Genomic DNA, 15,506 nt, shown 5'->3' with positions numbered 1-15,506 from the left:
AATAGTGATCTCGGAGTTCTGGCGCATATAAGTTTTTATCTTAACTATGAGGAATTGAAACAGTAAAGATTCGATTCTAGGATTATCTTCAGGCTTTTGTTTTTATCTTAACTATGAGGAATTGAAACACTTTTCGACAGCGCGCCGTTGGTGATCGTATAATTGTTTTTATCTTAACTATGAGGAATTGAAGTGAAAAAGCATTGACCACTTCTTGTGAAGTTGCTTTGTTTTTATCTTAACTATGAGGAATTGAAACAAGAATGACGGTGATGTTAGGAGTTTGAAAACATCTTCGTTTTTACCTTAACTATGAGGAATTGAAGCCTCCAACAAGAGAACCTTTCATTGTGTAGTTGGCGAGTTTTTATCTTAACTATGAGGAATTGAAGCTGAATAATGGCCAAAACAGCATCATACATTTCCTTTCCGTTTTTATCTTAACTATTAGGAATTGAAGCCCTGTTGTGGATGGCGCAATTTCCGCCCAAAAATATGCTTTTATTTTAAACTATGAAGAAAAACTTTAAACAAAAAAGCACGGCCAATGTGAAGTGAGCCATGTCAAGTAGACAGGAACATTTTTATCCATCTTTCAGAATTGAAGTATTTTCATGATATATAAGCCATACTTTTTCAAGAAAAAGAAATCACATATCTATTTTTATAGCGATCATCTCTACAATCCAGCAGGAAATTATGCACAGACTTGTGAAAGATAACGGCCAATCTTATAAAAAATGTATTCAAAAGTGATAGCTTCAAAACTATGAAATTCGTAAGTACAAAGTAAAAGAAAGCGAAAGAATGGAACACCATGAAAGACGAGGAAGCTCGTCCGGATCGTACCAATCGGGAAGAAAGAAGTTAAACTGCAGCCAATCGAATGCTAGACGAAAAAAACTGTAGAGCGCATATGAATCCTATATTCAAAAATCCTTCAACGCTTTATTGATATTTCATTTCCGACGAAGTCGTCCGGGTTGCGTTCTCCAATCCGCAAACTTGGGACGAATAATCATCTGATCAAAACCAGCCGTGTAATATTATGCGGTTTAACCAAAGGAATTGCTGCGTTATTTCTGTTAATTATAAAACGACAAGTAAACCTTCACCTTACAACAAACTATTCAAAAATCCAGAGTAGACGAGGATCTATTCCAATATTCACAATGAGAAGAAGGCCATCCTTTTGTAATAGCTATAAATCTAAATTTAACCTGTTCTTTGCCACATCAGTCTTGTTGGGGACAGGTTTTTTCTATTTTCATGAACAAAATGCACATAATTATTTTTATTTGCAAAAAAACATTATTCAGAAAATTGCTGCTATAATACCTTTGAAAATGTAAACGCTGTCAAAAAACAAGGGGGTACTGTTGAAATGAAAAAGTGGTGGTTCTTTCTAGTGATGGGGATTGTCGCGGTGATGCTGGCGGCTTGCGGAAGTACTGCGGCGACAAAATCATCTAACAAACAAGAAAATTATCCAACAAAACCGATTATGTTTGTCGCTCCTTCAGGTGCTGGGGGCGGCTGGGATTTAACAGCAAGAGCGATTACGAAAATATTGGATGAAACAAATCTGGTGGAGCAAACGATGACGGTAGAGAATAAACCGGGCGGTGGAGGAACCGTGTTTATGGCGGAATATGCGACGCAAGATAAAAACAATGATTATAAGCTGTTTGTCAACTCCCCGCCGATCATTATTAACAACTTAAAAGCGGAAGGAAATAGTCCATATGGTTATAAAGATACAACACCGCTTGCCCAACTAACAAAAGATTTTGGAGCGATCGTGGTCAGAGCGGATTCGAAATTTCAGTCGTTGTCTCAATTATTGGATGCGATTAAGCAAAATCCGAAATCGGTGACGGTTGCCGGCGGATCTGCACCAGGATCGATGGATCATTTGGTTGCGATTCTTCCTATTTATAAATCCGGTATCGATCCGAAAATAGTGAAATACGTGTCGTACGATGGCGGAGGGGAAGCAATTGCAGCGCTGCTTGGTGGAAATACCGATGTCATTGCAACCGATGCTTCTTCTGTCGGGGAATATGTAAAAGCAGGAAAAGTGCGGGTGCTTGCTGTCTCAGCGCCGGAACGTCTTGGCGGTGTTTTGAAAGACGTACCGACGTTAAAAGAGCTTGGCATTGATGCGGAATTTACAATTTGGCGCGGCGTCTTTGGTCCAAAACAAATGTCTGACGATGCGAAAAAGTTTTGGGAAAATACATTCAAAAAATTGTCTGAGCATGAAAAATGGAAAGAGGAGTTAACAAAACAAGGCTGGGAGCCTGAGTACAAAGGTTCCAAAGAATTTACACAATTTTTACAAGAACAAGAACAGCTTATTAGCGACATGTTAAAATCGCTCGGAATGCATAAGTAAGTGGACGGGGAGAGAATTCTTCCCCATCTTTATAACAAGAATGGAGGGATGTGAGTGAGTAAAACGTTTGATCGCATTGCTGCCATCACCTTTTTGGCTGTTGGAGCTTTGTTTATGGTGGAAAGTCTGCGAATCTCGAAAAGTGCGTATGGGAGTGCCGTCGGACCAAACGTGTTTCCATTTTTGCTAGGACTTATTCTTGTGTTATTAAGCATTAAACTGCTCTTCGAAACAGCAAAATATGCGCACTCAGAAAGCGAAAAGCTGCCGCTGCAATATAAAAAGTTTTTCATCATTTTACTTGCCGCCGTTTTCTATGCTGCTTTATTAGAAACAGTCGGCTATGTGATTACCACTTTTGTCTTTCTTGTTATTGGATTTCAGGCAATGGAAAAAGGTGGGCTGTGGAAATCGGTGTTGTTTGCCGCTTGTTTTTCTCTAGGGGTATACGGGCTATACGTCAAGCTGTTGCAAGGAACGTTGCCTAGCTGGCCAATTTGGTTGCAGTAAAGGAGGTAGAAAAGTTTGGATGCATTGACATTTTTAATTGATGGTTTTCAGACCGCATTGCAGCCGCACAATCTGTTTTTCGCCTTTCTTGGAGTGCTCATCGGAACGGCGGTAGGAGTGCTGCCAGGAATTGGGCCGATGAGCGGGGTAGCGCTGCTCATCCCGGTAACCGCTTCAATGACGTCCGGTCTTGACCCAGCTCAAGCGGCGACAAGCTCGATTATTTTGCTTGCTGGTGTTTATTACGGAGCGATGTACGGCGGTTCGACAACATCGATTTTATTAAATACGCCTGGAGAGTCCTCCTCTGTTGTAACGACATTGGACGGTTATCAAATGGCAAAGCAGGGAAGGGCGGGGGCAGCTTTAGCGATTGCGGCGATCGGTTCATTTGTCGCCGGGCTCGTTTCCTTAATTGCCCTTGTGCTGTTGGCAGAGCCGCTTTCCAATGTAGCGTTGAAATTCGGCCCAGCGGAATATTTTTCCTTAATGCTTCTCGGATTGGCTGCTGTCAGTGGACTGGCGGGAAACTCGATGACAAAAGCGTGGATGATGACTGTTTTTGGCTTGTTACTTTCGACCATTGGTCTTGATAATGTATCAGGTGTGGCACGGTTTACGTATAACATTTCGTTTCTATACGGGGGCTTGGAATTTTTAACGGTAGCGGTCGGTTTGTTTGCCTTAGGAGAAGTATTCAAAGCCATTCTTCATAAGGAGAAAAATGACGGCGAAATCGCAAAAATCGGCCGCATCCTTCCGTCGAAAGCAGAAGCAAAAGAAAGCGTGGGACCGATTGCGCGCGGATCGCTGCTAGGCTTTTTCGTCGGCGTATTGCCGGGAGCAGGGGCGACGCTCGCCTCGTTTTTCTCATATATCATGGAAAAGAAATTAAGCAAAACGCCTGAAAAATTCGGAAAGGGAACGATCGCCGGCGTGGCGGCGCCGGAATCAGCGAACAATGCCGCTTCAGGAGGGGCGATGATTCCGCTGTTGACGCTCGGAATCCCTGGCTCTGGGACGACGGCGATTTTAATGGGTGCGTTAATTATGTATAACGTCCAGCCGGGTCCTCTTCTTTTCGACGAACATCCAGATGTTGCATGGGGGCTTATTGCCAGCATGTTTATCGGCAATGTGATGCTGCTTATTTTAAACATGCCTCTTGTCAAAATATTTGCTAAAATTATTGAAACCCCGACTAAATATTTGCTGCCGCTTATTGTTGCGATTTCGGTTTTCGGTGTTTATGCGGTGCAAGTCACAATATTTGATGTGTTTCTACTCATTGGGTTTGGCCTTTTAGGCTATTTGCTGGCACAACATGACTTTCCCCTTGCTCCGCTTGTATTAGGGCTGGTACTTGGTCCGATGATCGAAAATAACATGCGAAGAGCACTTACAGCGTCGAATGGCGATTTTATGGTGTTTTTTGAAAAACCAATCTCACTTGTACTGCTGATCATAGCGTTTTTATGGATTGTTGTGCCATTTATCATGAAATTAAAAGGGAAGTCGATTATTGTAAATGAAGATATGTAATAAGGGAAAGACTATTGCCTTTTGGCGGATAGTCTTTCTCTATTTTTAGTCAAGGAGAGAGAAAAATGAAGCTGCAAACGCGACTGGTGATCATTATTTGTTCATTGCTTTTATTTGTTATTATTTTTCTTTCCTTTTTGTTTCAGTACATGCTTGCGGCAACACTGAAAGAACAAATCGGAATGCGGGCGCTGAATGTAGCAGAAACGGTGGCCGCTACGCCTCACATTCGGGACGCTTTTAAACAGCCGAACCCTCATCAACAAATTCAGCCGTTTGCAGAAATGATTCGTCGAAAAACAGGCGCAGAGTACGTTGTCGTGGGAAACAGACAAGGAATTCGTTACGCCCATCCGCTCCCAGATCGAATTGGGAAGAAGATGGTCGGGGGAGATAATCACGAGGTGCTTAAAGGAAAAGCGATTATTTCTGAAGCGGTTGGTTCGCTCGGTCCGGCGATACGCGGAAAAGCACCGATTTTCAATGAGCGGGGAAATGTGGTGGGCATTGTATCGGTAGGCTTTTTGCTGGAAGATATTGAGGATATCGTTTGGTCATATACCTCAAACATTTTTTTATTTTCTGTCCTTGCACTATTGCTAGGGATTATTGGAGCGGTTGTTATTGCCAAAACGGTAAAAAAATCGATTCATGGATTGGAACCGAAAGAAATCGGGCTATTATACCAAGAAAAGCAGGCGATTTTAGAAGCGATTCGCGAAGGAATTATTGCTGTGAATCAGAATGGAATCATTACAATGGTCAATAAAACGGCGATGACGCTGTTAGGCTATGAGAGAGAACAAGATGTGCTAGGAAAATATATTTTACATATTATTCCTCATTCTAGGCTGTTAGAAGTAATTCGAACAGGTGAAGCAGAATATGATGACGAAATGATATTAGGTGAAGAAACGATCATTACTAATCGCATTCCGATTGTTGATAAAAAAGAAAACGTCATTGGGGCGGTATCGACATTTCGCAATAAGTCGGAACTGTACCGATTGACAAAAGAGCTTTCCCAGCTAAAAAGCTATGCCGATGCACTGCGGGCGCAGACACATGAATTTTCCAATAAATTATATCTTATTTCTGGATTGATTCAGCTGGAATCTTATGAAGAAGCGTTGGAACTTATTACAAAAGAAACAAACATGCAGCAGGATATCGTTCGTTTTGTGATGAAAGAAGTACCTGACCCGATTGTTGGAGGGCTGTTAATCGGAAAATTTAACCGAGCTAATGAGCTGAAAATTCAATTTGATATTGATCGGCAAAGCAGCTTTAAAGATATTCCGAAACAATTGGACCGCGATCATCTTGTTACGATTATCGGCAATATTATTGATAATGCCATGGAGGCGGCATTGCATAATGGGCGTGACCAAAAGCGGGTCAACGTCTTTTTAACCGATCTTGGCGACGATCTAATCATTGAAGTGGAAGATAACGGAACGGGTATTCAGGAAGAGATTGCTGAACAAATATTTGAACGGGGATTTTCCACCAAGGGGAATGCACAGAGAGGATACGGTCTGGATTTAGTAAAAAATTCGTTAAAGGTGCTTGGAGGGCACATTACTTATCAATCAGAGCGAGAAAAAGGAACCGTTTTTACCGTTATCATTCCGAAGCAACGGGAGGAATTATGATGGAATACACTATTCAAGTGCTCATTGTCGAAGATGATAAACGTATTGCCGAAATTAACCGCCGCTTTGTTGAAAAAGTAGAAGGATATAAAGTGGTCGGGATTGCCACAAATGAACAGGAAGGGAAAGAACTGATAGAAGTGCTGCAACCCGATTTAGTGCTGCTGGACATTTATTTTCCTGATATGAATGGGATTCAATTTTTAAAATGGATTCGCGAGCATTTTGCGAATATCGATATTATTATGATTACAGCTGCCAGAGAAATTGATACATTAAAGCAAGCGATGCATGGCGGAGTGTTTGACTATATTATCAAGCCGATTATGCTCGACCGTTTTACCGAAACATTGGTGAAATACAAAGAATATTTTTATAAAATGCATGAACTGATGAAGGAAAAAGAATTGATTGGACAGGAGGAAATCGATCAATTAATTCGACGGGAACGTACCTTTGGAGACGCAGATGGGGAACTGCCAAAAGGAATTCACCGATTGACATTGGAGAAAGTGCTGGCGGTAGTGAAGCAATATCGAGACGGCATTACAGCGGAAGAAGTAGGAAAACTTATTGGCGCGAGCCGAACGACATCAAGAAGATATTTAGAATATCTTGTTTCCATTTCTCAAGTGACAGCTGACATTTTGTACGGCTCTGTTGGAAGGCCGGAGAGAATTTACAAGCTAAAACGATAGGGAGGAAGACAGCTTAGATGTTTTTATTCTGATTTTGCTTGATGTCATTTTACCGATATTTTGCTTGCAGGTATTGGCGGTTCCCATCGTTGCTGTTTTTTACGGTTTTCAGACGCCTTCTTCTTTCGCCGGCGCGGCGATTGCCGCTATGATTATGTTTGTATTGCATCTTGGTGGAGTGGAGTGATTACTTAATCGTTATTCATCGGTAGGCCGTATCCTTGCTCCAGAAACACGGCGTTTTATGCGTTGAAGATGGTCTCACTCTCACCGCAAATGAGTGAGAAGGATAAACCCAGAACACAGCGTTTTATCCGTGGAATATGGACACTACCGGATGATGCCGCTTAAGCGTATTGATTTCAATACTGTTTAGTTCAGAGACCGTGACGATGATGGTCTATCTCTCTAACCATTCAATGGAAATAACAAACGGCATGAACTTCTAGTTCGGCCGTTTGCTCTATTAAAACAGATGGATCAGGTAAAATATTTCAGATAAAACACGGATTTGATTGTTGGCCTGCAAACGTGGAAAGCCTGTTTTAAATGAAAATTGTCGTCGACCCCCAATCGTGCAAAAATCCTGGGGGATCGACGACTCTTTCTAATCTCCAATGAGCCCACGCAAATCAAAGGATTGATAAAATGTAACTCTTTCGCTAAAATATAAATAACTCATAAATCATTTTAAACTAAATACTTATATAACAGCGATTTTTGGGGGTTTTTATCTTAACTACTGTAGATGAGCAAAATCACTAACATAAATTTACATCGAAACAAAAAAGGAGACATGAACCCGATTCCTTGGTTAGAATAGATGTGCCAACAAACCATTCACACAAGGAGGTTCATGTCTCATGAATAGATTAGCACATCATCAAGGAATCCACAAGTTTTTCACGATGTTGGGGTTGGCACTTTATTTTTCAAAACCTGTCATGAAGCATCTCGTTCATATCGTGGATGCGATGATCACGAAAGGCTTTTCTGGAACGTTGACCGATCTTCATCATTGGAGCTTTCACCCCAATCATCGAACGACACTCAGCCATTTTTTCACGAAAAGCCCTTGGGATGAAGAGACGCTGCTTCGCAAACTCCAGCAATGGATGCTTCATCGTGTCGAACGGATCGCCAAACAGAAAAATCAACCCCTTTTTGTTTCGATCGATGATACGATTTGCCAAAAAATCAAGCCTTCGTCACGGGCAACGCACGCCATTCAAGGGTGTGATTGGCACTATTCTCACACAGAGAAAAAGTCGATCTGGGGACATTCTCTTGTTTGGCTCATGGTTCATACGATGACCCAGGCTTTTCCCTTTGCGTTCCGCCTCTACGACAAGGCGGATGGGAAAAGCAAGGGTCAATGGGCCATCGAGATGCTTTCTTCTTTGGATGTGCACGGTTCTGTTTATGTGCTGATGGATTCTTGGTACCCATCGAAAACACTCGTGGAAGCCTGCCTGAAAAAAGGATTCCACGTCATTGCGATGCTCAAGACGAATCGGGTTCTTTATCCAAAAGGCATCGCCATCCAAGCCAAACAGTTTGCCCGCTATATCGAACCGAACGACACCCATCTCGTCACGGTGGGAGAAGAGCGTTATCGCGTGTATCGCTACGAGGGATCGCTGAAAGGTCTCGATGATGCCGTTGTGTTGTTGGCTTGGAAAGCCGATCAGCCGATGACACCCGAACATCTTCACTGCGTCTTGAGCACCGACCGGGAGCTAAGCGATGAAGAGATCTTGCGCTACTATGCCCAACGTTGGTCGATCGAATGCTTTTTTCGACAAGCGAAAGACCAGCTGAAGCTCGATGGGTACCGCGTTCGTCAACGTCGGGCGGTGAAACGGTATTGGATCTTGGTGCAACTCGCTTATGTGTACAGTATGGTCGAGTCCAACCGGGATTTCTCTACTGGGCTTGATCTTCTCCGAACGAAGAAAGGGCATAGTCTCGTCGAGTTCATTTACCATGCAGCGAAGCAAGATATTCCCATTGATGTTGTCAAAAAACAGCTCCATGTGGCATAAGGGGTACTCCGTTTGTCTCTTTTTACATGGTAATTATTGTAATGAAAATTGCTCATCTACAGTTAACTATAAGGAATTGAAACAAAGGAAGAATCAAAATGGATTCATTTGCCGAAGCCGTTTTTATCTTAACTATAAGGAATTGAAACTCTGAACTTTGACCGACTAGCAACCGCTAGTCTTTGTTTTTATCTTAACTATAAGGAATTGAAACAAGTAATGTTCAACGAAAACCGGAATAGGGAGCGTATGGTTTTTATCTTAACTATAAGGAATTGAAACTCCGATAATGGGGAATAGTCAATACGAGAGAAAAACGTTTTTATCTTAACTATAAGGAATTGAAACACGAATGTACACCGGTTTTTTCGGCGTACCGTCGGCGTTTTTATCTTAACTATGAAGAAAAATTTTAACCAAAAAAGCACGGCCTATGCGGTCGTGCTTCATCATTTTTATAATCGGGGAAACGGATATAAGTTAAGTTCGGAACATCAATGAGCCAGCCGATGTTTTTTGTGAAAGTGATGTCGGAGCGTGGGTGCATGGAACATCAAAATAAACGAGAGAATATTTTATGGTTCTCGTCAGATTAGGCAGTGCTTATTTCATAAGGTCAACTGCTTCGAAATAGTTGAATTTATTTGAGCTTCTTCAAATTTCAAAAGCAAACTCATTCTCCGGTCAATCGCAATTCTTTTTTGGCTTCTTTGTCGACTACAATTTTCTCATGGATATATCCGAATTTGCCTTTTGAAGTTCCGCAAACAGGACATTTTTGAAGTGAAAGAGGTAATTCCAAGCCACAGCTATTCAGCAGATCTTCATTGGATAAAATGTCCACTGCGGTTCCATCTGCAGCTATTTCTCCTTTTTTTATCACAATAATCCTTTTACAGGTTTCAAGTACCATGTCCAAATCGTGGCTGGTAATTATTTTTGTATGTTCAAAGCTTTTTAACAAATCAATTACTCTCCGTCTTGATTTTGGATCCAGGCCAGAAGTTGGCTCATCCATGATCAATACATCAGGTTGCATGGATAAAACGGATGCAATTGCGGCAGACCGCTTTTCTCCTCCTGATAGTTTATAGGGGGCCCTGTCTTTCAAATGAGGTATTCCAACCTTCTCCAGTGCCTGCATCACCCGTCTCTCCACGTCTTCCTCTTCCAGCTTATAATTTCGTGGTCCAAAGGCAACGTCATCATAAACAGAAGTCATGAACAATTGGTCGTCAGGGTCCTGAAAAACCATTCCCAATCTTTGGCGAATCATCGGTAATGTCTTTTTGGTTACACGCACATCTCCTACCAGCACTTCTCCGCCATCCGGAAAATAAACTCCCATCAACAGCATTAGCAGCGTAGACTTCCCAGCACCATTTGCACCAATGATTCCGACTGATTCACCATGATAAATGGAAAAAGACATATTTTTAATTGCTTCATGTCCATCCGGATACGAAAAATGCAGATTCCTCACTTCAATTTTATGATGACTCATCCTATCAAATCACTCCTGTAAACAATGACCCTATCAATACAGGTATGTTGTAAATTCTTGCAATAATAAAAAATAGACTCCATGCGGCAAAATAGGCAAGATCTTTAAAGCTAAGTTTTGCAATATCTCCTGTATAATACTCTCCTGTAGAGCCTCTTAAATTCATTGCTTGATATACCCGCTCTGCTCTTTCAAAAGTCCTGAGCAATATTTGTCCGGCAAAAGAGCCCCAAGCGCTCCACTTTAATCCCTTTTGTCCTGGCGCCCTAAGTGAATACGCCCTTATCATCCTAGAAACCTCTTCGATCAGCACCGATATATATCGATATGTTAATAGAAGCTGTAAGACAAAAATCTTAGGGATTTTGACCATCCGCAAAGCTGCAGCAAACCGATCCATCCCTGTTGTTGCAATGAGTAAAATGCTGGCTGTCACTGTTAAACTGCATTTTATTAAAATAGATAAAAAAGTAACCCAACCTTTTGAAATGGCAATTCCACCAAACAGCACTTTAGATTGATCAAACAATGGATTTAATATTCCAATTCCGATAATGAAAGGTTCAATAAGCAATATCATTTTTAAAATTGGTGCAACTGGTAGCTCTGCAAAAGCAAAAATTAGTATAGGATAAAAAATAAAAGGCAAAAGACCAATTATTTCATACCTTTCAAATGATACAACCACAGTCAAATAGACGACTGTGGTTAACAGCTTTATTAGTGGATGAATTCTGTGTATAAAGGTCTCTTTTCGCGCCAGATCATCCAGAAGCCTCATATTAGACAGCGAATTTATCATGTTCGACATTTACATCCATTCCTATTATATATTTTAATAAACTAAAGGGAGGGCCCCACCATAAAAATGATCAAGCGGTCGTTTTTATTTTTTTCCTTTTAATCAACATGATGACCCACCCTGTAAATACGGCTAATGCAAGAGTCAATGCTCCTCCTACTATACCCGAAACGCTTGTCCCGGCATTAACAGCAGGCCACGCATTTTCAGCTTGTCCAGCTGTTTTTTCATTTTCACTTGCTTTAAAATCATAATCAGGCAATAATGCTGTTTTGCTTTGAATTTCAGAGAGTGTTTCATGAATGCCGTCAGGAGCTTCCAATTCTGCCGTACCTGCTGTTTTTTCGATAGACCATTCCAGTCCGTCAGGATTAGCGGATGCAAACCAAGAAAACAAACCGCCAACCACAACTACAGCGATTGAAAGGGCTGTCAATACTTTCTTCATAGATATATTGCCAAAGGCTTCCTCGTTTGCTGCTTTTTCCAAAATGTCAGGTCTAGCTCTCCATACGAAGGTAATGATTGCTGCGGTTACCAGCCCTTCAACTATCCCGATCGCAAGGTGTATCGGCTGCATTAACAATACGAATTTCTCAAAAGGCAATTCGGTTTTTCTCGATAAAAGAGTCTCAAGGACAACGCTAAAAGCACCCAATTGGAGAGCAACCAGCGCTGAAGCCATCGAACCAGCAAAAATTCTTTTGGAAGTAACCCCTTTACGTGTAATCCACTTATATATGAATGGATACGCTATAAAGCACGTATAAAAACCAAGGTTAAATACGTTGCAGCCATAAGCAAGCAATCCGCCGTCACCAAAGAACAATGCCTGTATCAACAAAATCGAAGCCATCGTTAAAAATCCCGCATAAGGACCTAATAATATTGCCAGCAGCATTCCTCCTCCGAGGTGTCCGCTTGAACCAGTGCCTGGTATTGAAAAATTAATCATTTGTGCTGCAAAAACAAATGCTCCCATCACTCCCATTAAAGGAATTTTCTTTTCATCCAGCTCATTCTGGAGTTTTTTGATTGAATAAGCTGCAACTCCAGCAGTAGTTGCCAGCATGGTTCCACCAACAGCTGGTGAAATCAAGGCATCCGCCATGTGCATCATATTCACCCCTTTGTAACATTATTTTTAGAATTTTTAAAATAATTTGTAAGTCGAGCGTATCACGGTTTGACAAGAATGGTCAAGAGAATGTTAAGTTACACGACTTTCAATGGTCAGAAATGTTCAGCTTTGTTGAACGCGATTTGTTTTTGTCCAGCAATTACAATCTTTTGCTATCCAGCCATTTCTCACTATCCGGTTTCTGGATTTGAAACGGGGGAGGGGATGGATTTTTACTGGTACTCATGTTGTTTTCGGCTCATCGTTAAGGGTCAACTAGTATCGCAGATTTTTTTGCCGGGTCATAGATGTCGAAAATTACATTTTTATGATCGCTGTTGCGCACAGCCGGTAATTCCGTCAATGTTTTGCGAAGATTTTTTCTTATCGGCGATTAATGAATCTATCCATATAAACGGGCAGTTTTTTTAAAATTGGATTTGTCCGCATTTAACTGGTTCACAAAAATATCAATTTATTTACAACGTTTGGCAGCCAGATATGTTGATTTTTAAAGAAAAAATTTTAACAAAATAATTGTAAAACGATTTCATTTTGTTTTATAATTTTACTAAACCGGTTTATGAAAACGCTTATAAATACTAAATCGATTTAGTAATGAAAGAGGGATCCCTTTGAAGAAAGTTACGATGGCTGACGTCGCAAAGTTGGCGGATGTCTCGAAAAGCACGGTGTCGCAATATTTAAATAAACGTTATGAATATATGAGCGAGGAAACGAGAAAACGAATTGCCATGGCGATTAAGGAATTGGGATATCAACCGAATATTATCGCCCGCAGCTTAAAACAGAAAACAACGATGACAATCGGAGTGGTCGTCTTCAACATTATGCATATGCTTACGACGCAAGTGCTGCATGCGATTGAGGAAGAGTGCCAAGAGCGGGGTTTCCATGTTATCGTCTCTAATTCCGATGATGATCCGGAGAAAGAAAAGAAATATATTGAGATGCTGCGGGCAAAACAAGTCGATGGTTTGATTATTTTTCCAACAGGAAAAAACGCTGATATATATCAAAAATTACTTGAAGAACGGTTTCCGCTTGTGTTTGTCGATCGGATGGTTCCGGAGGTCAAAGCGGACGCAGTTCTGCTTGATAATCAAAAGGCTGCTGAATTGGCGGTCGAATATTTTGCTGAGCGTGGTTACGAACACATCGGAATTGTCACTCCGCCGCTTGTTTCCCATATCGTTCCGAGGATGGAGCGCATTGAAGGATTTCGGCAAGCGTTAGTAAAAAAGGGACTTCCAGTTGTTGACGATTATTTTATCACAACGGAGATCCCGCGTATTCAAAAAGAATTGACAAGGTTGTATGAATCCGGCCGCTTGCCGGAAGCATTGTTTGCGATCAATGATTTAACATTGATGGAAGTTTTGTATTTTATTAAAGGAAATCATATTAATACTCCTGACGAATTGGCAATCATCAGCATTGACGATGTGCCGTTTGCCCATGTTTATACGCCGACGTTGACGACGATCTCGCAGCCGACGTTTGCCATGGGGAAAAAAGCGGCAGAACGGCTTTTTTTGCAAATCGCCAAAAAAAGCGAGCATCAACCGCAAGTTTTTCGTTTTTCGCCTACGTTTATCGAACGAGGATCGGTAAAAGAAAAAACATCATAGAAAGAGGGAGCAGACATGGAAGCAAAACAGCCAGTTGTAATTGGTGTCGATATCGGAACGACGAGCACAAAAGCGGTGGCGTTTGGCGAACAGGGGCGGACGCTAGCCTCCCACGCAATTGATTATCCAATAATACAGCAGCATCCAGGCTGGGCGGAGCAGGATCCGGAGGAGATTTTCGCAGCTGTTGTGAAAACTGTAAACGCTGTTATTTCTAAGTTAAAAATTCCTTCTAGCCAAGTGAAGGCGATCGGATTCAGCGCGGCGATGCATTCATTAATGGCGCTTGATGTATCAGGACGCCCGCTTACCCGCTGCATTATTTGGGCCGATAACCGCAGTGTCGGACAAGCGGAGCGGCTTTTGGATGAATTAAGCGGCATAAGCATTTACAAACGGACTGGAACCCCGATTCATCCGATGTCCCCGCTTCCGAAATTGCTTTGGATGAAAGAGGAACAGCCTGATTTATTCCGTCAGACGCACAAATTTGTATCGATGAAAGAATATGTGCTGTATCAATTATATGGCCAATATGTTGTCGACTATTCGATCGCTTCAGCAACGGGTCTGTTCCGCTTAGATACGCTTGATTGGGATGAGGATGTTCTTAAACTTCTCGGAATGACAAGAGCGCAGTTATCGAGCTTGGTGCCAACGACGCACATATTGCGGGGGATGAGGAAAGAATGGGCTGAGCAAATGGGCTTGGATCCGAACGTCCCTGTCGTTGTCGGAGCTAGTGACGGGGTGCTCGCTAATGTCGGCGTCGGAGCGATTTTGCCCGGGGAGGCGGCGATTACAATTGGAACAAGCGGTGCGGTGCGGACGATTTCCCCAATTCAAAAAACAGATGAAAAAGGGCGGACGTTTTGTTATGCGCTTACACCAAATCATTGGGTCGTTGGCGGGCCGACGAACAATGGCGGTATTTTGCTGCGTTGGCTGCGTGACGAATTTGGCAGCCCAGAGCGCGAAGTGGCGAAAAGGCTCGGCATTGATCCATATGAACTGCTGACAAAGTACGCTGAAAGAGTTCCAGCAGGTTCAGAAGGATTGCTGTTTCTTCCGTTTTTGTCTGGCGAACGTGCACCGTACTGGAATGCGAACGCAAGAGGGACTTTTTTCGGCATCAGCCTCCGTCATAAGCGGGAGCATTTTATTCGCTCGGTGATGGAAGGGGTATGTATGAGCGTCTTTTCTGTCGCTCTGGCGATTCGCGATGTCACTGGGCCGCTTTCGGAAATCCGCGTATCTGGCGGTTTTGCGAAATCTCCGTTTTGGCGGCAAATGCTTGCCGATATGATGGGAAAAGAGCTGTTAGTACCGGAAACGCACGAGGCGTCTGCGCTAGGCGCTGCAGCATTGGCATTGTATGCGCTTGGCGATATTCCATCGCTTGATACGGTGAAAACGTGGATTCATATTTTATCACGCCATGTGCCAAATGAAGAAAATACGCTTATTTATTCCGAACTATTTGATATATATACACGATTATATGATCGCTTAAAGGATGAGTTTGATGTGATTGCTTCTTTCCAGCGTAGAAATGGATAGCTACTAAATCGGTTTAGTTT

The 15,506-nt window shown here is 42.1% G+C and carries 11 protein-coding genes and 1 CRISPR repeat array (1 of these 12 cut by a window edge); of the genes, 8 read left to right on the top strand and 3 right to left on the bottom strand.

Annotated features, from left to right (window positions below; translation table 11 throughout):
* A CRISPR array of direct repeats spans positions 1 to 461; the repeat unit is 30 nt; unit sequence GTTTTTATCTTAACTATGAGGAATTGAAAC; it reaches 100 nt to the left of the window's first position.
* Between the two features lie 968 nt (positions 462 to 1,429).
* The 6 genes from NSQ71_RS09945 (at position 1,430) to NSQ71_RS09920 (ending at position 8,848) form a co-directional block, all read left to right on the top strand.
* Positions 1,430 to 2,398 (top strand): Bug family tripartite tricarboxylate transporter substrate binding protein, encoded by a 969-nt coding sequence (locus tag NSQ71_RS09945; protein ID WP_445659456.1) that lies wholly within the window; start codon positions 1,430 to 1,432, stop codon positions 2,396 to 2,398.
* A gap of 54 nt (positions 2,399 to 2,452) precedes the next feature.
* Positions 2,453 to 2,908, top strand: a complete 456-nt coding sequence (locus tag NSQ71_RS09940; RefSeq protein ID WP_063388193.1) for a tripartite tricarboxylate transporter TctB family protein — start codon at positions 2,453 to 2,455, stop codon at positions 2,906 to 2,908.
* A gap of 15 nt (positions 2,909 to 2,923) precedes the next feature.
* Positions 2,924 to 4,450 carry a tripartite tricarboxylate transporter permease gene (locus tag NSQ71_RS09935; protein ID WP_063388192.1) on the top strand — a complete coding sequence of 509 codons (1,527 nt, stop codon included), beginning with the start codon at positions 2,924 to 2,926 and terminating at the stop codon, positions 4,448 to 4,450.
* Positions 4,451 to 4,515: 65 nt separating this feature from the next.
* Positions 4,516 to 6,105 (top strand): sensor histidine kinase, encoded by a 1,590-nt coding sequence (locus NSQ71_RS09930; RefSeq protein WP_340733892.1) that lies wholly within the window; start codon positions 4,516 to 4,518, stop codon positions 6,103 to 6,105.
* Positions 6,105 to 6,803 carry a response regulator gene (locus NSQ71_RS09925; protein WP_082830323.1) on the top strand — a complete coding sequence of 233 codons (699 nt, stop codon included), beginning with the start codon at positions 6,105 to 6,107 and terminating at the stop codon, positions 6,801 to 6,803. Before NSQ71_RS09930 ends, NSQ71_RS09925 begins: the two co-directional genes overlap by 1 nt.
* Positions 6,804 to 7,666: 863 nt before the next feature.
* Positions 7,667 to 8,848, top strand: coding sequence for an IS701 family transposase (locus NSQ71_RS09920; RefSeq protein ID WP_340733889.1), 1,182 nt, complete (start codon positions 7,667 to 7,669; stop codon positions 8,846 to 8,848).
* Positions 8,849 to 9,521: 673 nt separating this feature from the next.
* Here NSQ71_RS09920 and NSQ71_RS09915 read toward each other — a convergent pair.
* The 3 genes from NSQ71_RS09915 to NSQ71_RS09905 all read right to left on the bottom strand — a co-directional run bounded on the left by NSQ71_RS09915 (position 9,522) and on the right by NSQ71_RS09905 (position 12,271).
* Complete coding sequence (locus NSQ71_RS09915; RefSeq protein WP_340733888.1) at positions 9,522 to 10,352, bottom strand: energy-coupling factor ABC transporter ATP-binding protein; 831 nt, start codon at positions 10,350 to 10,352, stop codon at positions 9,522 to 9,524.
* Between the two features lie 4 nt (positions 10,353 to 10,356).
* On the bottom strand, positions 10,357 to 11,163 hold the full coding sequence (cbiQ, locus tag NSQ71_RS09910) for a cobalt ECF transporter T component CbiQ (protein WP_340733886.1): 807 nt from the start codon (positions 11,161 to 11,163) through the stop codon (positions 10,357 to 10,359).
* Between the two features lie 61 nt (positions 11,164 to 11,224).
* Positions 11,225 to 12,271 (bottom strand): energy-coupling factor ABC transporter permease, encoded by a 1,047-nt coding sequence (locus NSQ71_RS09905; RefSeq protein ID WP_340734425.1) that lies wholly within the window; start codon positions 12,269 to 12,271, stop codon positions 11,225 to 11,227.
* A gap of 638 nt (positions 12,272 to 12,909) precedes the next feature.
* Between NSQ71_RS09905 and NSQ71_RS09900 the strand changes: the two genes are divergently transcribed.
* A complete protein-coding gene (locus NSQ71_RS09900) occupies positions 12,910 to 13,926 on the top strand; it encodes a LacI family DNA-binding transcriptional regulator (protein WP_063388183.1) in 1,017 nt (338 codons plus the stop codon).
* A 15-nt stretch (positions 13,927 to 13,941) separates the two neighbouring features.
* Positions 13,942 to 15,486: a gluconokinase gene (gntK, locus tag NSQ71_RS09895; protein WP_340733884.1), complete on the top strand. Its 1,545-nt coding sequence runs from the start codon at positions 13,942 to 13,944 to the stop codon at positions 15,484 to 15,486.
* Positions 15,487 to 15,506 lie beyond the last annotated feature (20 nt).

The sequence above is a fragment of the Aeribacillus sp. FSL M8-0235 genome (assembly GCF_038000355.1).
Taxonomy (GTDB): domain Bacteria; phylum Bacillota; class Bacilli; order Bacillales; family Aeribacillaceae; genus Aeribacillus; species Aeribacillus composti.
The sequence above is the reverse complement of the archived record's forward strand: the minus strand, read 5'-3'. Positions and strand labels throughout refer to the sequence as shown.